This is a genomic window from Brevibacterium metallidurans (genome assembly GCF_037101285.1).
Classification (GTDB): Bacteria; Actinomycetota; Actinomycetes; order Actinomycetales; family Brevibacteriaceae; genus Brevibacterium; species Brevibacterium metallidurans.
The window spans coordinates 1-22,893 of record NZ_BAAAAF010000012.1 but is presented as its reverse complement, the minus strand read 5'-3'; the positions used below and the strand labels follow the sequence as shown (position 1 = coordinate 22,893).

Here is a 22,893-nt window from a genome sequence, read left to right as displayed (position 1 = left end):
GTCGATCCACGGTGAGTCCTCCGCCTGAAACGCCGTGGATCGACCCAACAATCCACCGAGGCGGCGCACCCACTCAGCAGCTCTCGCATAGGCTGGCGACATGACTGCACCGACCCCTACTGAGCTGACGTATCCCGACATCGAAGCCGCGGCCGCCCGGATCGCCGGACGGGTGCGGCCGGTCACCGTGGCCCCGGCACAGCCGGGCACCCTCGCCGAGGCGGCCTCCCCCACCGCAGCCACGTGGAGCTCCGGCCCCGCCGAGGACCCGAACGCATCCGGTCTGCTCTTCGCCCTCGAGTTCATGCAGTACACGGGCACGTTCAAGGCCCGCGGCGCGCAGAACTTCATCCAGTCTCATCTCGCCGAAGGCACCTTCCCCGAAGCGGGAGTGACCATTGCATCGGGCGGAAACGCCGGTCTCGCCTGCGCGTGGGCTGCCCGTGCAGCGCAGGTCCCCGCGACAGTGTTCCTGCCGACCACGGCCCCGAGTGTGAAAGTCGAACGGCTGCGTTCCTATGGTGCGCGGGTGGAGTTAGTCGGATCCGAATTCGCCGAGGCGGCCGCGGCCTGCCACGCCTTCGTCGCCTCATCGGGGGCGTTGGCCTCGCATGCCTACGACCATCCGCTCATCGCCGCCGGCGCGGGCACTCTGATGACCGAGATCCTGGCGCAGGTGCCCGACCTCGATACGGTCGTCGTCTCCGTCGGCGGAGGCGGACTGTTCGCCGGGGTCGCGACGGCCGCGACCTATCACGGAGTGCGCACGGTGGCGGTCGAGCCGGAGAACTGTCGCGCTCTCAGTGCTGCGATCGAGGCGGGAGAGCCGGTCGACGTCACGGTCGATTCGGTGGCATCGGATTCGCTCGGTGCCCGAAGGGCCACACCGCTGGCACTGGCTGCGGCACGGTCGGATCTGGTCACCTCGGTGTTGGTCAGCGATGAGGCGATCATCGGTGCCCGGCAGCACCTGTGGGATCAGCACCGGTTGGCGGTCGAACATGCGGCGGCCACGGCACTGGCGGGAGTCCACGGTTCGGGCGGCTATGTGCCGGCCGAGGGAGAGAAGGTCGGCGTCGTCCTGTGCGGGGCGAACACGAGCCTCGGCGATCTCTGAGACGCGCGGTCAGCGCGGTCGAGCGCCGGAAATCAGCGCGTTCGGTCGCGGTCCTTCGACTTCAGGGATGCCTTGATGAGGCCGAAGATCGCGAGTGCGACGACGACCGTGATGATGGCCTTGACGAGGAACCACGCGATGGAGAACGCGACGTTGACCACCCACCACGCGATGATGACAGCGATGATCGCGCCGATGATGCTCCACACAGTACTCATCTTCATGCCTCAAGCCTAGGCCTGAGCACACAGCTGTGCAATGACGCGGCGTCATCAGGTTCTGTTCCCTGCCTCATCACTCGCTGAACTGATCATCGGGGCAAAACCCGTGTATCTGCACAAAACGTGATGACGGACCCGGCGGCCTCTTCGTCACCCAGCGTCAGCAGCGTGGACCCGGACCGCGCGGGCGGACCAGCGGCGGTCGGCGAAGCCCACCTCGATCGGGTGGTCGAAGGCCGCTGAGACCTGCTCGGAGGTGAGCACCTCGACGATGGGACCGGCGGCGGTCAGCCGACCGTCGGAGATGAGCGCGGCATGAGTGGTGTTCTCGGGAATCTCTTCGAGATGGTGGGTCACCAGCAGTGTTGCCAGCTCCGGCGAGTGCACGGAGAGGTAGTCGATCGTCTCCAGCAGCTGCTCCCGGGCAGCCACGTCGAGGCCGGTGGTCGGCTCGTCGAAGAGCAGCAGCTGCGGGTCGGCGATGAGGGAGCGCGCGACGAGCGCTTTGCCCCGTTCTCCCTGGGACAGCACTTTCCAGCCGGCGTCGGCGCGGGACTCCAGCCCCACCTCGGCGATGAGGGAATCGGCCTTCGCGACCTCCGCAGGGGTGGGATCCCACCGCATCGGACGTTCGACGGTGCCGGTCAGACCGGTGAGGACGACCTCGCGCACGGTGAGGTTCGACCGCAGCGGATGGCGCGGATTCACGTGCCCGATGAGGCGGCGCAGCGCCGCGAGCTCGACCCTGCCCATGCGTGATCCGAGGATGTCGACGGTGCCCGAGGTCGGGAACACCTGCGCCGAGGCGAAGCTGAGCAGAGTCGACTTCCCCGCCCCGTTCGGCCCGATGAGCACCCAGTGCTCGCCGGCGGCGATGCGCAGATCGATGCCGTGGAGGATCTGCGTCTGCCCCCGCCGGAATGTCACACCAGCGATATCGAGGACGGCCTCGGCCACGTCTCACTCACCCCTTCAGATCGGCGACCCCACCGTCCGGAAGGGCCGATCCGATTCTAGGTCTCCCCTCGCCGAGGCGGCCGCCAGGTCGAACGACCGCCGTTCCGCATGGTGGATCCGAGTTCGGGACGGCTCCTTTCGGCCCCCGCCGACTTTCAGCTCAGCGCGTCCTCCGGCGCTGAGATCTCGCGGCGGAGGATCTTGCCGGTCGGGCCCTTGGGCAGCTCGTCGACGATCCACACATTGCGGGGGTACTTGTATGCGGCGACGCGGCCCTTCGCGAACTCGCGCAGCGCTTCGGCGTCGACGCTGCTGCCGGCCTTGAGAGCGACGGCGGCACCGATCTCCTCGCCGAGGTCGTCGTTCGCAATGCCGATCACGGCCGCCTCGGCGACGGCCTCGTGCTCGTAGAGCGCTTCCTCGACCTCGCGCGGGTAGACGTTGTAGCCGCCGCGGATGATGAGGTCCTTCTTCCGGTCGACGATCGTGAAGTACCCGTCGGCGTCCTGTTCGGCGAGGTCTCCGGAGTGGAACCAGCCGTCGCGGATGGCCTCCTGTGTCGCCTCCGGTCGACCCCAGTACCCTTTCATCACGGGTTCGCCCTTGATCGCGATCTCGCCGATCTCGCCGACGGGAACGTCATTGTCGTCATCGTCGACGAGCTTCATCTCGACTCCGCGCACGGGGACGCCGATGGTGCCGGTCTTGCGTTCCATTCCCGGCTGGTTGAAACATGCCACGGGTGAGGTCTCGGACAGTCCGTAGCCTTCGAGGATGATGCAGTCGAAGGCGGATTCGAAGTTCTTCATCACCTCGACGGGCATCGCCGATCCGCCGGAGATGCACGAGCGCAGGCTCGACACGTCGAAGCTTTCGCGACCTTCGGCGTGGAGCATGCGCGCGTACATCGTCGGCACACCGATGAAGATGCTGACTTTCGAGCCCTGGATCGTCTCGAGGGCCTCGATCGGGTCGTAGCGCGGGATGAGGGCGAGGCAGGATCCGCTGAGCACGGAGGCGTTGAGTCCGCAGGTCAGGCCGAAGCAGTGGAACAGCGGCAGGCAGCCCATGACCATATCGTCCTCGGTCAGGTGGATGAGGGTCTCGGCGGTGACGGCTGCGTTCGTCATCATGTTGAAGTGCGTGAGTTCCGCACCCTTGGGCTGCCCGGTGGTGCCCGAGGTGTAGAGGAGCACGACGGTGTCGTCCTCGGCTCGGGACACCACCTCAGGTGTAGGTTCGAAGGCGGACAGCTGATCAGCAAAGTCGGCCGGATCGACGCGGACGCATTCGATGCCGACCGCGGCCGCTGCCTTTCCTGCCTCGTCTGCCATGTCCTTCCAGGCGAAGACGAGCGCGGCTCCGGAGTCCTCGAGGTAGTACTGCACCTCGCGGTCCTTGAGCAGCGGGTTCATCGGCACGACGATCGCGCCCACGGACAGTGCACCGTAGAAGAGGACGGGGAATTCGAGGACGTTGGGCAGGACGAGTCCGACGCGGTCGCCGGGCCCGATTCCCCTCTCGGTGAGCATCGTCGCCACCCGCTGCGCCCGGTCCTGAAGCTGCGCATACGTCAGCACGGAATCGCCGAGGCGGACGGCAGGTCGATCTGCGTGCCGGCTCGCGGTGGCGGTGAGATTGTCGGCGAGGTTGGTCATAGCTTCCTCCAGGCTTGATTCGTTCGTCATTGATCGGCTCGGTGCTGGCGCTGGGACCACGACAGGTTGTGGCCTCAGCACAGGAGAAGAGTCGACTGACCGGACGGGGGCCGACTCCCGTTCGACTCCCGTCGTCCGGCTCTATGATGCCCACTCTGCCGCTGGCGAGGGTTTCGGACAACGGGATGCGCAACAGAATCACACACCATCGGTTGTGGTCGGACAACAAGGATGCCCGTATGCTTCTGCCATGGCAGCCAATCCACTCGTCCTGCGCATCATCGACCGTGTCCGAGCAACGCTGCCGGCCACGGTTCAACGCTCGGTCAGTCGCACCTGGCGGGAAGTGCCCGCTTATCCGGCCAGCCCGGACAAGAACCTCGCCGAGGATCTCACCGCACACACGTTCACCGTCTTCGAAGCCGCGCTCACCCCCTTGGAGGAGGGACGTCGCGCGACCGCCGAGGACTTCCCGATCACCGCTTCCCAAGCCCGGCGACGTCTGCGGCAGGGAGTGACCCTGCCGGACTTCCTCACCGGTTTCCGGATCGGTCAGGAGACTCTGTGGGAGGCGATCGTCGATGCCTCGGATTCCGAGCAGGAGACCCGCGACGAGGCTCTGCACATCGCCATCCACGTCATGAGCGTCATCGAGGTCGGCAGCTCCGTCGGCGCGGTCGCCTACCTCGAGACTCAACAGCTGGAGATGGCCGAGGGCGACCGGGTCCGCCGTGATCTCGTCGACGATCTGCTCTCCGGTCGCCGTTTGGCACCGGGGCCCAGCGCAGACCTCGCCGAGGTGTCCGACCTCCGCCCGGATTCGCGTGTGCTCGTCGCCACGGCCACCGCGCAGACACCGCTGCGTGATGATCGGGGCATGCGCGAGGTCCTCACGGCCCTGTGCTCGGTCTTCGACGTCGGCCGTCGCGGCATCGCCGTGGTCCTGCAGGATCAGATCGTCGGCATCACCCCGGTGACCTCCGACGGGGCAAGTACTCTGGCCGATCTCGAACGGGTCCACCGGGAGCTGTCGCGCACCGGCACCGACCTGTGTCTGGGCACCTCCACCGTCCACGAAGGACTGGAGAACGTGCCCGAGGCGTTCCGCGAAGCCGTGCTCGCTGAGGACAGCCTCGGCGGTGTGCCGGGGGTCAGATCGCTGCACGCGCTCACTCCGCTCGACTACCTCGTCACCCTCGACGACGAGGTGGCCCACCGCCTCATCCGGCCCGAGCTGCGCCGTTTCGTCGAGGACGATCTCGCGGCCGGTGGGGTGCTCATCGAGACGCTGCTCGAATATGCAGCCTGCGATCTCAATGCCAAACTCGCCGCCGAACACCTCCACGTCCACGTCAACACCGCCTACTACCGGCTCGACACCGCAGCCGACCGCACCGGCCGCAACGTCCGCAGCTTCACGGATCTGCAGGAGACGATCATCGCCATCCGCATGCTCACCGCCCGCGGAAACGTCCCGACATCGGGGTGAACGATCCCCGCGCCGAGGCGGCCCATCCCTGGATCGGACGGGCATCCTCGGCGCGGGGAAAGGCACGGGCCATAATGGAGTCATGCACAACGCCGCCGATTCGAATGAGGACCTCCGCGAGGAGTATCGCATCAAGATGCGCGGTCGGCTTCTGCGCCGGTCCGCGTCCTTCAATGTCGCCCACGCCGTCGACAGCCTCGAACCGGGCACCGGCGCTCAGAGCATCCAACGCGCGCTGACGCTGCTCAACCTCGTCGGCCTCATCGCCGGGGAGCGGCGCGAAGGCGCGAGCCTGTCCGAGCTCGCCTCGATCAGCGGCCGCCCGAAAGCCAGCGTCCACCGCATGCTCCAGGCGCTCATCGCCATGGGATACGTCGAACGCCTCGAGGAGGGCGGGTACCGCCTCGGCGTGCAGTCGCAGATCCTCGGTCAACTGGCTCAGAAATCGGTGGATCCGCTGGTCACGGAGTCGGAGTCGAGCCTGATGCGCTTGGCCGAACTCAGTCAGGACACCGTGTTCCTCACTCTGCGCACCGGCAGCTATTCGATCTGCGCCCGCCGCGAGGAGGGTTTCGGTGAAATCTTCAACAACGCCCTGTCCGTGGGCGACCGACACCCCTTGGGCATCGGGGCCGGATCGCTGGCGATCCTCTCCGAGCTCTCCCCCGCCGAGGTGGACGCCCAGTTCGAGGCCAACGCCGAGATCCTTGCCGAAAGGTATCCGAAGGTCTCCGTCCCGCATCTGCGCGACATCATCGATCAGGCCCGCATCGACGGCTTCGTCCACAATCCGGGGCTCTTCGCCAAGGGGTCGTGGGCGGTGGCGGTGCCGCTGCGCATCCGCGGCTCCCGCCCGCAGGCGGCTCTGTCGATCGCTTCGATCGCCGATCGCGTCACGGGTTCACGGGTCGAACGCCTCGTCGCTCTGCTGCGCCGGGAAGCGAAGGCCATCGCCGAGGCGCTGAGCTCCTATCCCGTCCACGACCCGAACTCCGGCGACCTCTGAGCCGCCCCTCAGCGCCGGCGCAGGAGGCGGACTCCGGTAGCGTGAAGGGCATGCCGGAGCCTCCTGATTCCACGACCGTGTCCCTGCCGATCACCGAACTGCGCGACCTGTGCATCGCTGCGATCACCGCGGCCGGCGGGTCGACCGCACTGGCGCAGTCCCTGGCCGAGGCGACCGTGGCCGCAGAGCACCGCGGCAAGACCGCCGTCGGCACGGCGCACCTCTTCGACTACCTCGATGGGCTCGAAGCCGGCCGCATCAACGGGCAGGCACAGCCGCGAGTGACGAATCGTCTGCCCGCAGCACACCATGTCGACGCCGACCGCGGCACTTCGCAGCTCGCGTTCGACGCAGTTGTCGATGACTTCGCCGCGTCTGCCGCGAAACTCGGCATCTCGGTCCTCAACATCTCCAATGCCTTCACTGCCGGCGAACTCGGCTATTACACGACACGGCTTGCCGAGCGAGGCCTGGTGGCGCTGGCAGGGGCCAACTCACCGGCGCTGATGTCGTTGTTCAGCTCACCGGGCTCGGCGACCGGAACGAACCCCTTCTCTTTCGCCGTTCCCCATGCCGACGGCCCGCGCATGTTCGACCAGGCGACCAGTGCGACCGCCTGGGTCAACGTCCGCGACGCCGCCGATCGGTCAGAGGCGATCCCCGAAGGGTGGGCACAGGACCCGAACGGGGCGGCCACGGTCGATGCCGAGGCCGCCCTCGCCGGTTCCCTGCTGCCATTCGGCGGGGTCAAGGGCAGCAATGTCGCACTCATGATCGAACTCCTCGCCGTCCATGGCGGGGGCCGCTTCTCCGTCGACGCACCCGCCTTCGACTCGGGACAGGAGAACCCGGGCACGGGACTGTTCGTCATCGCGATCGCGGAAGACGCCTTCGACCCCGACTACTCGAAGCGGGTCGCCGAGCACCTCGATCGTCTGCACTCGCAGTTCGGCGTCGATTTCGGTCGCAAACGCAGCCTCGACGTCGTCGAACTGCCCCGCGAGCTCCATTCAGCTCTCCTCAGCCGCGGCTGAGGCGGCACACCTTCCCAGAACTCGGCTGAGCGGATTCCGAACTAGACGGCGGCTTGATCTCCCAGTCCCGCACGAATACGACGGACGGCGTCGTCGAAGGACTCCTCGGTCACCTCGGCGGCTGCTGCGGGGTCTCCCGCGTCGACGGCGTCCATGAGTCGGCGCTGATGTTTGAGCAGCGGCACCGTGTCCGCAGCGGCGATCTCGAGCCTCGCTCCGACGAGCTTGTAGGCCCGGCATCGCAGCCACAGAGCCCGGATCGTCTCGGCGAGGACGGGATTGCCCGAGGCAGAATAGATCGTCGCAAGCAGCTCTTCGTCGTGGTCGAGGTACTTCGAGGCATCGCCGGAGTCGAGAGCCGCCTCCATCGCCGCGAATTCCTCATCCAATCGTGCCCGGCCCACCTCATCGAGCTTCTGAGCACCCTGGACCGTCGCCTCGACCTCGAGGATGCGACGCACGGAGTAGATCTGCAGCAGCTCCTCGGCGGTGAAGGTCTTGACCACCGCTCCACGGTGCGGGCTGGTCTCGACGAGCCCGACCGCCTCGAGCCGGGCCAGCGACTCCCGCACGGGCATGACGCTCGTGCCCAGGGACGCCGCGAGCTGGCGGATCCGCAGACGGTCCCCGCTGCGGTATTCGCCTGACAGAATGCTCGCCTGCAGCGCCTCGAACACCTGGTCGCCGACGCGCGGGCCGATCTCGGTCTGGGTCTCGCTCATAGTCGACAGTCTATCCACGCCGAGGCGGCTTGCAGTGAGTTCATCGGCTCCTTCTACCACAGCTGCAGTTTGATCGCTCAGCGCAGGACGATCGTCCTCTTGCCCGAGAGGAACACACGGCCGTCGCAGTGCCACTTCACGGCATTGGACAGCGCCTTGCACTCGGCATCGCGGCCGGCAGCCACGAGGTCCTCGGGGGCGAAGGCATGGTCGACCTCGACGAGCTGCTGGGCGATGATCGGCCCCTCATCGAGCTCGCTGTTGACGAAGTGCGCGGTCGCTCCGACGGTCTTGACTCCGCGCTCCCACGCCTGGTGGTAGGGCTTGGCGCCCTTGAACGAAGGCAGGAACGAGTGGTGGATGTTGATCGCGCGTCCGGTGAGCTCGCGGGCGAGATCATCGGAGAGGATCTGCATATAGCGGGCGAGCACCACGAGGTCGACTTCGAAGCGGTCGACGAGTTCGAGCAGCTTCGCCTCGGCCTCGGGCTTCGTCTCCTTCGTCACTGGGATCCGGAAGAACGGGATGTGATGCCATTCGACGAGTTCACGGTGGTCGGGGTGGTTCGACACGACGGCGGCGATCTCGATCGGCAGCTCGCCGACGCGGGCGCGGAAGAGCAGATCGTTGAGGCAGTGCTCGAACTTCGAGACCATGATGAGCACCCGTCGCTTCTCGCCGTGCGGCCACAGCTGCCAGGTCGCCCCGAACTCCTCGCCGATCGCCGCGAAGTCGGTCCGCAGCGCCTCGATCCCGTTGCCCGGCTCCTCGGAGACGCGGAAGTCGATGCGCAGGAACAGCTGCTGCGTCGACTGGTCATCGAACTGTTTGAGTTCCTTGATGTCCCCGCCGTGGGTGAGCAGCGCACCGGTCACCGCATGGGTGATACCGGGGCGCTCGGCGCATTCGAGAGTGAAGATGAAGTCCTGCATGTCTCTTTTCCTTCTGCAGTCGGGGTTCGGCTGGATCGCGGCCGCTCAGCATTCGACGACGTTGACGGCGAGGCCACCGCGCGATGTCTCCTTGTACTTGGATTTCATATCGACTCCAGTCTGCCGCATGGTTTCGATCGCCTGGTCGAGGCTCACTCGATGCGAGCCGTCGCCGTGCATGGCGAGCCTCGCGGCGTTGATCGCCTTCACCGAGGCGATGGCATTGCGTTCGATGCAGGGGACCTGCACGAGTCCGCCGACCGGATCGCACGTGAGTCCGAGGTTGTGCTCGAGACCGATCTCGGCGGCGTTCTCCACCTGCTCCGGCGTCCCGCCGAGCACGGCGCACAGGCCCGCGGCAGCCATCGCACAGGCCGACCCGACCTCGCCCTGGCAGCCCACCTCGGCGCCGGAGATCGACGCATTGCGTTTGAAGAGGATCCCGATCGCCCCGGCCGTGAGCAGGAACGTCACGACGGCGTCATCGCCCGGGCTCGCTTCCGCGGCTTCGGAGTCGGCGCCCCCGCCGCCGGTGACGAACCGGTCCAGGTAATGGAGGACCGCGGGGATGATGCCTGCCGCGCCGTTCGTCGGGGCGGTGACGATCCGCCCGCCCGAGGCGTTCTCCTCGTTGACGGCCAACGCGTAGAGGTTGACCCATTCGAGAGCGTCGAGCGACCCCGAGGCCCGGTAGTCCGCGGCTTCGAGCTTCGCCTTCAGCTCGGGGGCCCGACGGCGCACCTTGAGTCCCCCGGGCAGGGTCGTTTCGCTGCGGGTGCAGCCGTTGTGCACGCATTCGCGCATCACCGACCAGATCTCGAGCAGCCGCGCCCGCAGGGTCTCATCGGACTGGCGGGCTCGTTCGTTGACCGCCATGAGCTCGGCGATGCTCAGCCCGTGTGTCCGACACTGCTCGAGCAGCTCGTCGGCCGTGGCGAAGTCGATGACGTCCCCGTCCCGGCGCTGTTCACCGGACCCGCCGGCTGCTGCGTCGATGGCTTCGGCAGCGTCCTTCTCCGCGGCGAGTTCGTCGTCGGTGACGACGAATCCCCCGCCCACGGAGTAGTAGTCGCGCTCGATGAGCTCACCGTCCGCCTCGGCGCTGATGCGCATCCCATTGGGATGGCCGGGCAGGGATTCCCGCAGGTGCAGGGTGAGATCTGACGCCATGTCGAAGGGCACGTCCTTTCGCCCGCCGAGGCGGAGCGACCCCTTCTCGCGGATCTCGGCGACCAGCGGGCCCACCGAATCCGGATCGAGCGTTTCGGGTTGCTTACCGCTCAGCCCTGCGAGCACGGCGGAGTCCGAGCCGTGCCCGATGCCCGTCGCACCGAGGGAACCGAAGAGTCCGACGCGGACCGCATCGACACGGTCGAGCTGGCCCGCCTCGGCGAGTTCGTCGACGAAGCGCACCGCCGCACGCATCGGGCCCACCGTGTGCGAGGACGAGGGCCCGATGCCGATCGAGAACAGATCGAGGACCCCGAGGCTCATCAGCCGGCTCCCTCTTCGGGCCCGGGAATCTGTCCGCCGGCGAGGAACTCCGCCATACCGTCGAGCAGCCAGCGGACCGCGAAGTCCGCGAAGCTCGCCCGCGGGTAGACGCGGTACGTGTCCTCACCGCTGTGATGGAGGATGACCGGGACGGGTCCCAGCGCGGTGACGATCGCCGTGCCGACTCCGAAGGCGCGGGGGTGGAGATCGGCGCGGCAGCTCTTCTCGAGCACTTCACGGGCCTTCTCACCGGTGAGTTCGAGGATCGTCCGGTTGGCAGAGAGATCGACGGCCTGTCCGGGCAGTCCCTCGAGTCCCGCCTCGGCGACGATCGTCTCACCGGGCTCCTGGCAGCGGGAGACGTCGACGGCGAGGAACTCGTCGGGGCTCAGCCACAGCACGTGCTGGGCCTCCGGGTCACCGGTGACTTCACCGACGCCGCGGGGCAGGCGCAGGCCGAACGTGTCCTCGAGCGACTTCCATGATGCGGAATCCGGCTGTGCCCGCAGGCCGATCTGCACGGTGAAGGGCAGTTCGCGCAAGCCCACGCTGCGGCCGCCCGCCGCGCTCGCCTCGGACATCAGCCCGGCCAGGTGCGCGGCCGGAGAGACCCGCAGATCATCGAGTCCGCTCGACCCGGTGCCCGCGGTGCCGGTTTCTGCCGTGGCAGTCGCGGCGGACGGGGACTGTGCCGTCGAAGGGGTGGAATAGGTGGTGTCAGCCATCGCGGCGGTTTCCTTCCGGATCGTAGAAGACGGGAGAGGTGATCTCGACATCGACGAGGGTGTCGCCGAAGGGGGACTTGACGATCTCACCTTCGCGGTTGCGGCCGTTCTCGACGAGCGCGAGTCCGAACGGCCGGTCGAGGCTCGGCGAGATATATGACGAGGTGACGTGGCCGATCATCGGCACCGGTCCGTTCTCCTGTGTGACGGGAGTGCCCGCAGCGATGAGCTGGGCGCCCTCGGCGAGGCGGGTCGTGCCGTCGACGGGCAGCACCCCGACGAGGTGCTTGCGGTCCTCGCGGGCCGTGTCGGCCCGCGAGTAGGAGCGTTTGCCGATGAAGTCCTTGACCTTCGACACGATCCATTCCATGCCCGCGTCCTGCGGGGTGACGGTGCCGTCGGTATCCTGTCCGACGATGATGAAGCCCTTCTCGGCACGCAGCACGTGCATGACCTCGGTGCCGTATGGGGTGATGTCGAACTCGGCGCCCGCCTCGGCGACGGCTTCCCAGACGGCCAGCCCATAGAACGTGTCGACGTTGATCTCGAAGGCGAGCTCGCCGGAGAACGAGATCCGGCAGATGCGGGCGGGAATGCCGTTCGCCAGGGTGGTCTCGCGGAAGCCCATGAACTCGAAGGCGTCGTTCGACACGTCGAGGTTCGGGGCGAGCTTGGCGATGACGTCGCGGGACCGGGGTCCGGCCACGGCGACGGTCGACCACTGTTCGGTCACCGAGGTGAAGACGACGTCGAGGTCGGGCCATTCGGTCTGATGCCATTCCTCGAGCCATTCGAGGACGGTCGCAGCCCCGCCGGTGGTCGTCGTCATGTAGTAGCGGTCCTCGGCCACGCGCAGGGTCACGCCGTCGTCGAAGACCATGCCGTCGGGCTTGCACATCAGCCCGTACCGACCCTTTCCGACCTTGAGCTTCTTGAAGCCGTTCGTGTAGATCTGGCCGAGGAACTCTCCGGCGTCCTTCCCGCGGATCTCGATCTTGCCGAGCGTCGAGGCGTCCTGGAATCCGACGGATTCGCGTACGGCCTTGCCCTCGCGCAGCACCGCCGCCTCCATGTCCTCGCCCGGCTTCGGGTAGTACCAGGGCCGTTTCCACTGCCCGACGTCTTCGAACTCGGCGCCGTGGGCGACGTGCCAGGAGTGGATCGAGGTGACCCTGGCTGGGTCGAAGAGTTCGCCCTTGCGTCGTCCGGCCAGTGCCGCGAAGGGCACCGGTGCGAAGGGGGCGCGGAAGGTCGTGTGCCCGACCTGGCCGAGGTCGTCGGCCTCCCCCAGCACCGAGGCGATCGCGCCGATGGCGTTGACCGCTGAGGTCTTGCCCTGATCGTTCGCCGTCGAGATCGAGGTGTAGCGCTTGATGTGCTCGACCGAGCGCATGCCTGCGCCCATCGCCCGCTGCACGTCGGCGACGGTCTGGTCACGCTGGAAGTCGATGAAGTGAGTGCTCAGGTTCTGGTGATCGTCCTGCGCCGAGGTGACCAGCCACAATGGGCGCGCCGGGGCATACGCCATCGCCGAGGCGGCAGGGACGGTGAGCGCGGCCGGGAAGCCGGTGCGGTTCGCCGCCTGGTTCCCCGCCTCGGCGCCCTGCCGCAGAGCCGCTTCGAGCGAGTAGTCCCCGGTCACGGATCCGACCGTGAACTGGTCACGCACGGGCGTCGTCGGCACGAAGGCCGCAATGTCGACGTTCCAGTGGATCGCGCCCTTGCGCTGACCGTGCAGATGGATGACCGGTGAGTGGCCGCCGGATACGGCGAGCAGATCGACGGCGATCTCCTCACCCTCAGCAGCCGCGACACCGTCATCGTCGAGCGCTGCGACGGTGATCGCACTGACCCGACCGGCCGGTCCCTCACCGGCGGTGCCGGTGACGGCGGAGTCGAGGATGAGCCGGGTGCCCGTGGCTGCGGTGACGGATTCGGCGATCGCCGAGGCTGAGGTGCGGGAGTCGATGACCGCGGGGACGGTGATGCCTGCCGCGTGGAGGTCGGTGACGAGGTCATAGGCGGAGTCGTTCGTCGTCGCCACCGCCACCTGGTCACCGGCGGCCACACCAAAGCGGCCGAGATAGGTGCGCACGGCCGAGGCGAGCATGATGCCGGGTCGGTCGTTGTCCGCGAAGACGATCGGACGGTCGTGGGCGCCGGTGGCGAGCACGACCTGACCGGCGCGGATATGCCAGACCTTCTGGCGCACTCCGCGGCCACCAGCAGCGGCGACGGCATCGGTGCGGTCTTCGAGGGCGACGAAGTAGTTCGAGTCGTAGCTGCCGAAGACGGTCGTGTTCTTCACGTACGTGAGCTCTTCGTGCTCGGCGAACCCGGCGACGGTGGACTCGACCCAGGCGAGGGCGTCGACGCCGTCGATCGTTTCGGCCGTGGCCGGTCCCGCCGCGAGCAGCGAGCCGCCGGGCAGGGACTGGTCGTCGAGCAGCAGGGTGCGCGCACCGGACTTGCCAGCTTCCCTGGCCGCGGCGAGTCCGGCGGGGCCTGCGCCGACGATGAGGACGTCGGTGTGCACGTGCTTGTGTTCGTAGGTCAGTTCGTCCTGGCCGGGGTCGAGGATGCCGAGTCCGGCGAGGTAGTCGGCCTCGAGTCCTTCGGCGATGGCGACACGGGTGGCGGGCAGCATCGATTCGGAGACGTCTCCGGAGTACCGGGAATGCACGCGGACGAGCGCATTGGACTCCTCGACGCCGGCGCCGAGGATGCCGCGGGCGCGTCCGAGGTAGGTCGAATTGCCGCAGTCGATGCGGCCGGAGGCGATCAGCGCGCTGGCGATCGTGTCACCGGCGAAGCCCGAGTAGGTCGCTCCGTCGACGGTGAAGTCGATCGGGCGGGTGGTGTCGATGCCGGTGGCAGAGGGCAGACGAGAAGCGGAGTGCAGACGGGTGGTGTTCGTCATCGAACCTCTCCTTGTGTGTCGGGACGGGGCGAGCCGATCGGGTAGATCGCGGTGAAGTCGTAGGTGGCCGTGTCTCGGACGGCGTTGAACCACTTCCGGCAGCCGGCGCTGTGGCTCCACATCTCGGCGAAGGCGCCGCGGCTGTTCTCACGGTAGAAGAGGTACTCGGCCCATTCCCTGTCGGTCAGGGCGTACGGGTCTTCGGGGTAGGCAACGTGGGCCTGTCCGCCGTAGTGGAATTCGGTTTCGTCGCGTGGCCCGCAGTTCGGGCAGTGGATGAGCAGCATGTCGGTGTCTCTTTCCTTCCGCTCAGTGGGCCACGGCTGCGGCGCCGTGTTCGTCGATGAGGTGGCCGGTTTCGAAGCGGTCGAGGGCGAATGGGGCGTTGAGCGGGTGGGGTTCGTCGTTCGCGATGGTGTGGGCGTAGGTGAAGCCGGCCGCCGGTGTTCCCTTGAAGCCGCCGGTGCCCCAGCCGCAGTTGGCGTAGAGTCCGTCGAACTCGGTCTTCGACACGATCGGTGAGGCGTCGAGGGTGACGTCGACGTTTCCGCCCCATGTGCGCAGCACATGGGCGCGGGCGAAGATCGGGAACAGCTCGACCGCGGCGGCCAGCTGTTCCTCGATGACGTGGAAGCCGCCTCGTTGGCCGTATCCGTTGTAGGAGTCGACGCCGGCGCCCATGACGAGTTCGCCCTTGTGCGCCTGGGAGACGTAGACGTGGACGTGGTTGGACATGACCACGGTCGGGTGCACGGGTTCGAAGAGTTCGGAGACCAGCGCCTGCAGCGGGTGGGTCTGGATCGGCAGGCGGATCCCGGCCATGTCGGCGAGCACCGAGGAGTCCCCGGCCACGGCCAGGGCCACCTTTTCGGTGGCGATGGGTCCGCGGTTCGTCTGCACGCCCACGACCTGATCGCCGATGCGTTCGATGCCGGTGACCTCGCAGTTCTGGATGATGTCGACACCCATTTCGTCGGCCTTGCGGGCGAAGGCCCAGGCGACGTGATCGTGCTTGGCGATGCCGGCGCGCGGCTGATAGGTGCCGCCCATCACGGGGTAGCGGAGGTCGTCGCCGATGTTGATGATCGGGCAGACTTCCTTCACCTGCTGGGGGTCCAGCCATTCGGCGTCGACGCCGTTGAGCGTGTTCGCATTCACCCGGCGCTGGGATTCGCGGACGTCCTGGAGGGTGTGGGCGAGGTTGAGCACGCCGCGCTGGGAGAAGAGGAAGTCGTAGTCGAGCTCTTCGGGAAGCTGCTCCCAGAGCTTGAGGGACTTCTCGTAGATCGCGGCGGATTCGTCCCAGAGGTAGTTCGAACGGATGATCGTCGTATTGCGGGCCATGTTGCCCCCGGCCAGCCAGCCGCGCTCGAGAATGGCGATGTTCGTCATTCCGTGGTTCTTCGCCAGGTAGTAGGCGGTGGCGAGTCCGTGTCCGCCGCCGCCGACGATGACGGCCTCGTAGGACTTCTTCGGCTCCGGGTTGCGCCACAGGAAGTCGGGGTGTTCGGGAAGCTGGTCAGCCATCAGCGTGCTCCGATCTCGGTGAGGGTGGGGTACAGGGGGTGGTCGTTCGCCAGTCGGGTGACGCGTTCGCTCAGTTCGGCGATGATCTCCGGGCTCGCGCCGCTCTCGTCCGTGCCGGCCTTGAGCACCTCGGCGATGATTCCGGCCGCCTCGGCGAATGCTTCGCTGCCGAATCCGCGGCTGGCGAGCGCCGGGGTGCCGATCCGCAGACCGGAGGTGACCATCGGCGGTCGCGGGTCGTCGGGGACGGCGTTGCGGTTGACGGTGATGCCGATCTGAGCGAGCAGATCTTCGGCCTGGGCTCCGTCGAGGGTCGAGTTGCGCAGATCGACGAGGACGAGGTGGACGTCGGTGCCGCCGGTGAGGACGGAGATTCCGCGTTCGGCGACGTCGTCTTCGGTCAGGCGGCGGGCGAGTTCGCCGGCGCCGGCCAGGGTCCGCTTCTGCTTGTCGACGAAGGTGTCGGTGGCGGCCAAGCCGAAGGCCACGGCCTTGCCGGCGATGACGTGTTCGAGGGGTCCGCCCTGTTGTCCGGGGAAGACTGCGGAATTGATCTTCTTCGCGATGTCCGCGTCATTGGTGAGGATGATGCCGCCTCGGGGGCCGCCGAGGGTCTTGTGCGTCGTCGACGACACGACGTGGGCGTGCGGGACCGGTGAGGGGTGAAGCCCGGCGGCGACGAGTCCGGCGAAGTGGGCCATGTCGACCATGAGGTAGGCACCGACCGCGTCGGCGATGCGGCGGAACTCGGCGAAGTCGAGCTGACGGGTGTAGGCCGACCAGCCTGCGACGATGAGCTTCGGCTGGTTCTCGTGGGCGAGGCGTTCGACCTCGGCCATGTCGACGCGTCCGGTCTCGGGGTCGAGGCCGTAGGGGACGATCGAGTAGAGGCGGCCGGAGAAGTTGATCTTCATTCCGTGGGTGAGGTGGCCGCCGTGGGCGAGGTTGAGGCCGAGGACGGTGTCGCCGGGACGGATGAGGGCGTGCATGACCGAGGCGTTGGCCTGGGCGCCGGAGTGCGGCTGGACGTTGGCGTACTCGGCGCCGAAGAGGGCCTTGACCCGATCGATGGCGATGCGTTCGATCTCGTCGACGTGTTCGCAGCCGCCGTAGTAGCGGCGGCCCGGGTAGCCCTCGGCGTACTTGTTCGTGAGCACCGACCCTTGAGCTTCCATGACGGCCGAGGCGGTGTGGTTCTCCGAGGCGATCATCTCCAGGCCCTCGCGCTGCCGGGCCAGTTCGGCGTCGATGAATCCGGCGATCTGCGGATCGAGTTCGGCGATGGCCGTGCTCAGTTCGACAGGCTCACGACTGGGGAAAGTCTCGGCCGCTTGGTCGACGGGTGGGCAAACGAGTTGTTCTGTCATGGATCTCCTTTGATCGTCAACTAATATATCAGCTGCGTTCCTGTAGTCTAAACAGAAGACATCAGAGATTGCAATGGTTGATTCGGAGTACTTTCATGCGTTCGAAAGCAGGGGTGGCGCTGAGAACACGGTCGTTGGCGGATCACGCTTATGAGGTACTCCGCCATCGGCTCATAATGCTGGACATTACGCCCGGCGACCCAATCAACGAAGCGGCCCTGAGCACCGAACTCGAGGTCGGACGAACCCCCATCCGCGAGGCCCTCAAACGGCTCGAACGCGATCACCTCGTCGTGTCCTACCCGCGGCGGGGGACCTTCGCCACCAATGTCGATCTCACCGACCTCTCGACGATCTCGGAGATGCGCGAGGCCCTCGAGCCGATTGCAGCCAGACGGGCGGCCCGCAATCTCACGCCGGATCGACGCCAGGGCTTCACGGCCGCGATCAGCGATCTCAGAGCCCTCGGTTCGGCCGATGACCAGCGCACGCTCATGGAACGCGACCTCGAGGTCCACCGCCTCATCTACAGCTCCGTGGACAATCCCCACCTGTCCGAGACGCTCATCCGCCTCGATGATCTCGCCACCCGCATCTGGTGCCTCGTCATCCCGGGCATTCCACACCTCGTCACCCACATCCGTGAGCACATCGATCTGCTCGAGGCGATCCTCGAAGGCGATGAGGCGACGGTGGCCGAACTGGCAGCTGAACACGTCCGCGATTTCGACAGGACTCTACGCTCCACTCTCAGTTGAGTTCGGCAGCCAAAGCAGCAAGGAGAGCAACCGACGTTCAGTGGCCACCTAATCGCTGGGTCACTCTGTCAGCCGCCTGCACACACTGATCACCAAGGCTGGCGATACGCTCAGCGTCGGAACGGAACTTCGGCACAGCAATGAGCACTGCCGCGACGATTTCATCACGATGGTCGCGCACGGGTGCCGCGACGCCGACCTCGCTCGGTGAGGATTCCTCATCGTTCAGCGCGTAGCCGGCTTCGCCGATATCAACCGTCTCATCGTCGGCGGACAGGAACACCTTGACCGAGGCACTCTCCCTCGTCCGATAGCGGGAACCCAGACTCGATGTGTGTTTGACCGGCTGAGGGCTTGGAATCTGCTCAACGGTGATCGCCTCGGAACCGTCCCACACCATCAGGGCGCTCGTCTCTCCAGTCGCACGGGTGAGTGCCTGGAGGATCGGATAGGCCGCACGCCGGACATCGAGGTCGGCGAGAAGGGGGCCGGCAATGGCTATGATGCCGAGGCCGAGGCGGTAGCGCCTCGACGCCCCCTGCTCGACGATCCCTTCCTGCTCGAGAGAAGCGAGGATGCGGGACACCGTGCTCTTGTGCAGACCTACCCGCGGCGCGATCTCTGTGACCCCGAGTTCCTGTCGGTCAGGTGAGAAGCAGCGCAGGATCGCCACCGTGTTCTCGATGACCGAGGCGCCGCGACGAGAATTCTCAGAGGTTTGGCGAGACATGATCCGAGTATATTCTGTGCACCGACGAGACGCCCGGTTCCGCATCAGCCAGCGGTCATGCGGAACCGGGCGAGTTCAGGTTCGACACCTAAGTTCATCCGGCCGTATGCTCAGGCCGGAATGATGTTGTGCTCGGGCCCAAACGGGAACTTCGTGATGTCTTCGGACTCGTTCTCACCGACGACGACAATGTCGTGTTCACGGTATCCACCGGCGCCGGGCTGCCCCTCGGGGACGGTGATCATCGGCTCCATGGAAACGACCATGCCCGGTTCGATGACCGTGTCGATGTCCTCACGCAGCTCGAGCCCGGCCTCCCGACCGTAGTAGTGGCTGAGCACACCGAAAGAATGCCCATATCCGAACGTCCGGTTGGCCAGCAGCCCGTGCTCGATATAGATCTCGTTGAGTTCGGCAGCGATGTCCTTGCACACCGCCCCCGGTTTGATGAGTTCGAGGCCGCGCTTATGCACCTCGACGTTGACGTTCCACAGCTCGAGTGATCGCTCATCGGGTTCACCGTAGAAGAGCGTCCGCTCCAGCGCTGTGTAGTAGCCCGAAGGCATCGGGAAGCAGTTGAGGCTGAGGATATCGCCCTTGCGGATCTTCCGCGTCGTCGCCCAGTTGTGGGCACCGTCGGTGTTGATTCCGGACTGGAACCACACCCAGGTGTCCCGCACCTCTTGGTCCGGGAAGGTCTTCGCGATCTCATGGACCATCGCTTCGGTACCGATGAGAGCGACCTCGTACTCGCTGATGCCCTCAGTGATCGCGGCCTTGATCGCCTCACCGCCGAGGTCGCCGATCCGAGCACTGTGCTTGATGACCTCGATCTCTTCGGCCGATTTGATCATCCGCTGGCGCATGGCCGCCTGTGCGACGTCGACGAGCTCGGCACCGGGGAAGGCCGCTTGGATTCGGTTGCGGTTGTCCAACGGCAAGTTGTCGTCTTCGACGCCGAGTCGGCGAGGATTGCCGATGCCGCGCTGGCGCAGGCCCTCCTGGATTGCGTAGTAGTAGTTGTCGCGGCGCCAGTCAGTGTAGACGATGTTCTCGCCGTAGCTGGTCCGCCACGGCATTCCGGCGTCGATGTTCGCAGTGATGGTCACCGTGTCATCGGCGGTGACGACCATCGCATAGGACCGCCCGAAGTAGGTGAAGAGGAAGTCCGAGTAGTACTTGATGTTGTGATACGAGGTGAGGACTACAGCGTCGAGCTCTTTCTCCGCCATGATCGCACGCAGGCCGGTCAGCCTCCGCTCCATCTCCGCGTCGGAGAAGGTCAACGGCGTCTTGGCCCCGTTGTGAAGGACCTTGAGGCGCTCGAGTTCGGCGACATCGGTGGCAGGGGATGATGTATTAACAGTCATTTACTCTCCTTCGAGCGAGTCGTGGCGACGAGTGCACGACTATGAGCGATTCACATGTTGCATTCCTTACAACCATGTTGCATTTAAGCTAAGCGCTCGGCACCGTCGCCGTCAAGCATGCGGAAAGAAAATGCCCGAAGTCAGTCTGATTCCAGTCAGGCTGAGTGGTAGTTACTCGGGGTCTGGCGCAGCGCACGCAGAGCTACCGCCAGCCCTGCGAGCCTCCCTGTCCCTCGCGGATCGCCGCCGATGAGCGCGAAGATCCGCTGCAGACGGTTGTGCATCGACTGTCGCTCGAGGAACAGCAGGCGTGCGGATTGAGCTGTGTTGCACCCCGAACGCAACCAGATCTCCAAAGTCTCGACTAGAGCTGTACCGCGCGTGGCATCGTGCTGAAGCAGGTCTCCAAGCAATTCGGCAGTCAACCGATGCCTCAACTCAACGTTCGAATTTTCAGCTATCAACCGATCGACAACAAGTTCATCCGAATCAACTACGTTCGCTCGAACAGAGCATCCGGGCGCAAGCTCCAAAGCAAGTTTCGCCTGCTCAAGAGAATGGTTCGCAGACGAGACCCCATCGACAAGCGGACCCACACACACTGAGCCGTCCCCAACATCGACAACCTGCGTCAGGCGCTCAACCAGATCAGCCCTGGCCTGTTGCTTGCCATTCGCAGGAAGTACGACAAGTCCGAACAGTTCCCCAGGAACCGCATAAAGTACAAATTGTGACTCACCGCAGATCAGAGACCTCTCGAGCTTTCCTCGTAAGCGATTAGGCTCGACCGACCGTGCGAAGAGCATCGCCAGAGGCCGTGCCGGGTTTACGCCCACAGAGGCGCACAGATCCTGAAGAGCCGTCTCACGCTCTCGTGCAATCACCGCACGAATCAGCTGCACTCCCGCAATATCCCCGAGCGTGGGCGGCCTTTGCTGCAACATCGCAAGCCCCAGCACATCAGCTACCCGTTCGCCAACAGTTTGAACGAAGAGCTCTTGACCGGGATCGGCAATTCCGATCTGAAGGGCTGCCGCCACGATACCCCGTATGGGTATTTCCACTTCCACAGTATTCATTAAAGCCGCATCCTCACGAGACGAGCCTGATACATCTATCAGGTCCTGCGAAAAGGCCCCCGGCACCAACAAGGAAACGGTCGCCGACAACTCAGCGGCGATCATGGACAGAATCTCTCGAAGGCCGGCCCCTGCAGCCAGCTCAACGGCCACAGCGTGGGACAATTCATCCGCCTTTTCCAACATCGCTACCGATGCGGTGACGAAAGTGCTGTTGATCGACTCAGCGATGACAACGAACGGAACCACGGATCGCAGCTCAATGAGAATGATCTTTGATTCCACAGCGGCGCGCACGACCTCTGATGGGATTTCAGGAAGCACTGCGCCAGTTTCGATTGCCAACGCGGCCACATTGCGAGCCGCCAACTCCCGCACATACTGCTCTTGCTTTGCACTAGATGCCTTTGCGAGTGATTCGCCCCCCGAGAGGAGGAGCTCTCCGCCTCGGAGCAGGGGCCCAATGTCGAGAACTTCGCTCGAGTGAACCCAACGGACAGCTTGAGCCGTCAAACGGTCACCGCCGACGAGGACGACCGGGTCCGCTGCTTTGACGATTGGGTGTGAAAGTATCTCGTGCACGTTCATGTCAGGGCTGCTCTCGAAGTCTTGTGGAAGTGTCATTCAGCACCGGTCGGCTCGATGCCGCCTACAGCGTATCGCGACCACGGATGTGCAATTTGACGCTCCGTCACCCAATTCTCCCCAACGCTTGACAGAGCGACCATTGTCGGTCACTCAAGCGGGCCCTAGGATTAGGAGAATCAGTCGGACAGGCGAATCGAGCATGAGTCGTCCGATTCACACGTTCGCCCATGTCAAGGGTGACTAGAACGTGTATGCAACTGACCAATTCACAGTGGCATGCTGCGCAAACAACTCGGCAACGCAAACAGCACCGGCACCCAACACACCCACTCCCGCACGAGATGCAACGAGGCGGCTCAAAAGAAGGGAAGTAGATATGACAATCGGTCGTGATCCCAAACCTGAAAACGACAGCGACTCTGATAGGCGCCAAGCCGAGCTGGTCGGTGACGAAACCTCAAGCAACGAACCGTTGACACATTCATCCGACACAATCGGCAAACCAACTGACGGCGGACCCCGTTTCGTATCCTTGCCTCGTTTCCGAGGGTCCCGGATTGCCGCGCTAGATCGAAACATCATTATGGTTTTGCCGCCGATTCTTATCATTGCGGTCGTGATTGCCGTTACCGTTAGCCCTCTCGGTTCAGCAACGGTCATCGACTCGATACGCACCTTTGTGACTTCCAACTTCACATGGCTGTTCATCGTCTACTCGCTCGTCGCGGTGATCCTTTGCTGCTGGGCAGCGTTCAGCAAAGTCGGTTCAGTGCGCCTTGGAGGTCCGACTGCTCGTCCAGAACACGGAAAATTCGCTTGGTACTCGATGCTGTTCGCGTGCGGTCAGGGCATCGGACTCATTTTCTGGTCAGTCGCGGAGCCGATCCTTTTGAGGGAAGGGGTGCCAGTCGTCCCAAAGGGGGACTTCACAGCCCAAGGTGGGCTTGTGTGGACATATTTCCATTGGGGGCTCACCGCATGGGCCATGTATTGCCTAGTCGCTCTTTGCCTTGCGTACTCGCATCACAATCTCGGGAAGACACTGACCTTTCGAGAAGCCGTAGTCGATATCTGGCTCATCGCAGTTGAGGGTGTAGTCGGGGTCTGAATCCGCCGGCCTCGAGTAGAGATCGGGCGATGTAGTGGGTGAGGTTGCGGAAGCCGAGGGCGGAGCCGCGGAGGTGTTCGAGTCGGCCGTT

The 22,893-nt window shown here is 65.3% G+C and carries 20 protein-coding genes; 6 read left to right on the top strand and 14 right to left on the bottom strand.

The annotated features are described in order from the left end of the window. The first annotated feature begins 100 nt into the window (after positions 1 to 100). The gene (locus AACX88_RS13570) at positions 101 to 1,117 is read left to right on the top strand and encodes a serine/threonine dehydratase (RefSeq protein ID WP_339393469.1); all 1,017 of its coding nucleotides are present in this window, start codon (positions 101 to 103) and stop codon (positions 1,115 to 1,117) included. Positions 1,118 to 1,149: 32 nt separating this feature from the next. On the opposite strand, the gene AACX88_RS13565 is transcribed toward AACX88_RS13570, so the two are convergent. The 3 genes from AACX88_RS13565 to AACX88_RS13555 form a co-directional block, all read right to left on the bottom strand. Beyond that, positions 1,150 to 1,341 carry a hypothetical protein gene (locus AACX88_RS13565; protein WP_062860502.1) on the bottom strand — a complete coding sequence of 64 codons (192 nt, stop codon included), beginning with the start codon at positions 1,339 to 1,341 and terminating at the stop codon, positions 1,150 to 1,152. 147 nt (positions 1,342 to 1,488) lie between these two features. After that, positions 1,489 to 2,295, bottom strand: coding sequence for an ABC transporter ATP-binding protein (locus tag AACX88_RS13560; protein ID WP_339393468.1), 807 nt, complete (start codon positions 2,293 to 2,295; stop codon positions 1,489 to 1,491). A gap of 155 nt (positions 2,296 to 2,450) precedes the next feature. Next, positions 2,451 to 3,953 carry a long-chain-fatty-acid--CoA ligase gene (locus AACX88_RS13555; RefSeq protein ID WP_062860500.1) on the bottom strand — a complete coding sequence of 501 codons (1,503 nt, stop codon included), beginning with the start codon at positions 3,951 to 3,953 and terminating at the stop codon, positions 2,451 to 2,453. A gap of 250 nt (positions 3,954 to 4,203) precedes the next feature. Here AACX88_RS13555 and AACX88_RS13550 point away from each other — a divergent pair, with 250 nt between their 5' ends. The 3 genes from AACX88_RS13550 to AACX88_RS13540 all read left to right on the top strand — a co-directional run bounded on the left by AACX88_RS13550 (position 4,204) and on the right by AACX88_RS13540 (position 7,482). Beyond that, positions 4,204 to 5,442 (top strand): PucR family transcriptional regulator, encoded by a 1,239-nt coding sequence (locus tag AACX88_RS13550; RefSeq protein WP_339393467.1) that lies wholly within the window; start codon positions 4,204 to 4,206, stop codon positions 5,440 to 5,442. Between the two features lie 82 nt (positions 5,443 to 5,524). Continuing rightward, the gene (locus AACX88_RS13545; protein WP_339393466.1) at positions 5,525 to 6,448 is read left to right on the top strand and encodes an IclR family transcriptional regulator; all 924 of its coding nucleotides are present in this window, start codon (positions 5,525 to 5,527) and stop codon (positions 6,446 to 6,448) included. 50 nt (positions 6,449 to 6,498) lie between these two features. Continuing rightward, entirely contained in the window at positions 6,499 to 7,482 is a 984-nt protein-coding gene (locus tag AACX88_RS13540; protein ID WP_339393465.1) for an Ldh family oxidoreductase, read from the top strand. Positions 7,483 to 7,523: 41 nt separating this feature from the next. On the opposite strand, the gene AACX88_RS13535 is transcribed toward AACX88_RS13540, so the two are convergent. From AACX88_RS13535 to glyA, 8 genes are all read right to left on the bottom strand, one after another. After that, on the bottom strand, positions 7,524 to 8,204 hold the full coding sequence (locus tag AACX88_RS13535) for a GntR family transcriptional regulator (protein ID WP_172172952.1): 681 nt from the start codon (positions 8,202 to 8,204) through the stop codon (positions 7,524 to 7,526). Positions 8,205 to 8,281: 77 nt separating this feature from the next. After that, complete coding sequence (gene purU / locus AACX88_RS13530) at positions 8,282 to 9,136, bottom strand: formyltetrahydrofolate deformylase (RefSeq protein WP_339393463.1); 855 nt, start codon at positions 9,134 to 9,136, stop codon at positions 8,282 to 8,284. A 45-nt stretch (positions 9,137 to 9,181) separates the two neighbouring features. After that, positions 9,182 to 10,630, bottom strand: a complete 1,449-nt coding sequence (locus AACX88_RS13525) for an L-serine ammonia-lyase (protein WP_339393462.1) — start codon at positions 10,628 to 10,630, stop codon at positions 9,182 to 9,184. Next, the gene (locus tag AACX88_RS13520; RefSeq protein ID WP_082819217.1) at positions 10,630 to 11,355 is read right to left on the bottom strand and encodes a sarcosine oxidase subunit gamma; all 726 of its coding nucleotides are present in this window, start codon (positions 11,353 to 11,355) and stop codon (positions 10,630 to 10,632) included. Before AACX88_RS13520 ends, AACX88_RS13525 begins: the two co-directional genes overlap by 1 nt. Further along, on the bottom strand, positions 11,348 to 14,275 hold the full coding sequence (locus tag AACX88_RS13515; RefSeq protein WP_339393461.1) for a 2Fe-2S iron-sulfur cluster-binding protein: 2,928 nt from the start codon (positions 14,273 to 14,275) through the stop codon (positions 11,348 to 11,350). The genes AACX88_RS13520 and AACX88_RS13515 overlap by 8 nt, the downstream gene beginning before the upstream one ends. Further along, the gene (locus AACX88_RS13510; protein WP_025777259.1) at positions 14,272 to 14,562 is read right to left on the bottom strand and encodes a sarcosine oxidase subunit delta; all 291 of its coding nucleotides are present in this window, start codon (positions 14,560 to 14,562) and stop codon (positions 14,272 to 14,274) included. Before AACX88_RS13510 ends, AACX88_RS13515 begins: the two co-directional genes overlap by 4 nt. Before the next feature lie 22 nt (positions 14,563 to 14,584). Further along, positions 14,585 to 15,802, bottom strand: coding sequence for a sarcosine oxidase subunit beta family protein (locus AACX88_RS13505; protein ID WP_339393460.1), 1,218 nt, complete (start codon positions 15,800 to 15,802; stop codon positions 14,585 to 14,587). Beyond that, positions 15,802 to 17,169, bottom strand: coding sequence for a serine hydroxymethyltransferase (gene glyA / locus AACX88_RS13500; protein ID WP_339393459.1), 1,368 nt, complete (start codon positions 17,167 to 17,169; stop codon positions 15,802 to 15,804). The genes AACX88_RS13505 and glyA overlap by 1 nt, the downstream gene beginning before the upstream one ends. Before the next feature lie 95 nt (positions 17,170 to 17,264). Here glyA and AACX88_RS13495 point away from each other — a divergent pair, with 95 nt between their 5' ends. Then, entirely contained in the window at positions 17,265 to 17,927 is a 663-nt protein-coding gene (locus AACX88_RS13495; protein ID WP_339393458.1) for a GntR family transcriptional regulator, read from the top strand. Positions 17,928 to 17,964: 37 nt separating this feature from the next. Here AACX88_RS13495 and AACX88_RS13490 read toward each other — a convergent pair whose 3' ends face one another. The 3 genes from AACX88_RS13490 to AACX88_RS13480 all read right to left on the bottom strand — a co-directional run bounded on the left by AACX88_RS13490 (position 17,965) and on the right by AACX88_RS13480 (position 21,694). Then, on the bottom strand, positions 17,965 to 18,657 hold the full coding sequence (locus AACX88_RS13490) for an IclR family transcriptional regulator (protein ID WP_339393457.1): 693 nt from the start codon (positions 18,655 to 18,657) through the stop codon (positions 17,965 to 17,967). Positions 18,658 to 18,767: 110 nt separating this feature from the next. After that, positions 18,768 to 20,027: an aminopeptidase P family protein gene (locus AACX88_RS13485; RefSeq protein WP_339393456.1), complete on the bottom strand. Its 1,260-nt coding sequence runs from the start codon at positions 20,025 to 20,027 to the stop codon at positions 18,768 to 18,770. A gap of 155 nt (positions 20,028 to 20,182) precedes the next feature. Beyond that, positions 20,183 to 21,694, bottom strand: a complete 1,512-nt coding sequence (locus tag AACX88_RS13480) for a PucR family transcriptional regulator (protein ID WP_339393455.1) — start codon at positions 21,692 to 21,694, stop codon at positions 20,183 to 20,185. Between the two features lie 376 nt (positions 21,695 to 22,070). On the opposite strand from AACX88_RS13480, the gene AACX88_RS13475 reads away from it, so the two are divergent. Then, positions 22,071 to 22,802 (top strand): BCCT family transporter, encoded by a 732-nt coding sequence (locus AACX88_RS13475; RefSeq protein ID WP_339393454.1) that lies wholly within the window; start codon positions 22,071 to 22,073, stop codon positions 22,800 to 22,802. Positions 22,803 to 22,893: the final 91 nt, after the last annotated feature.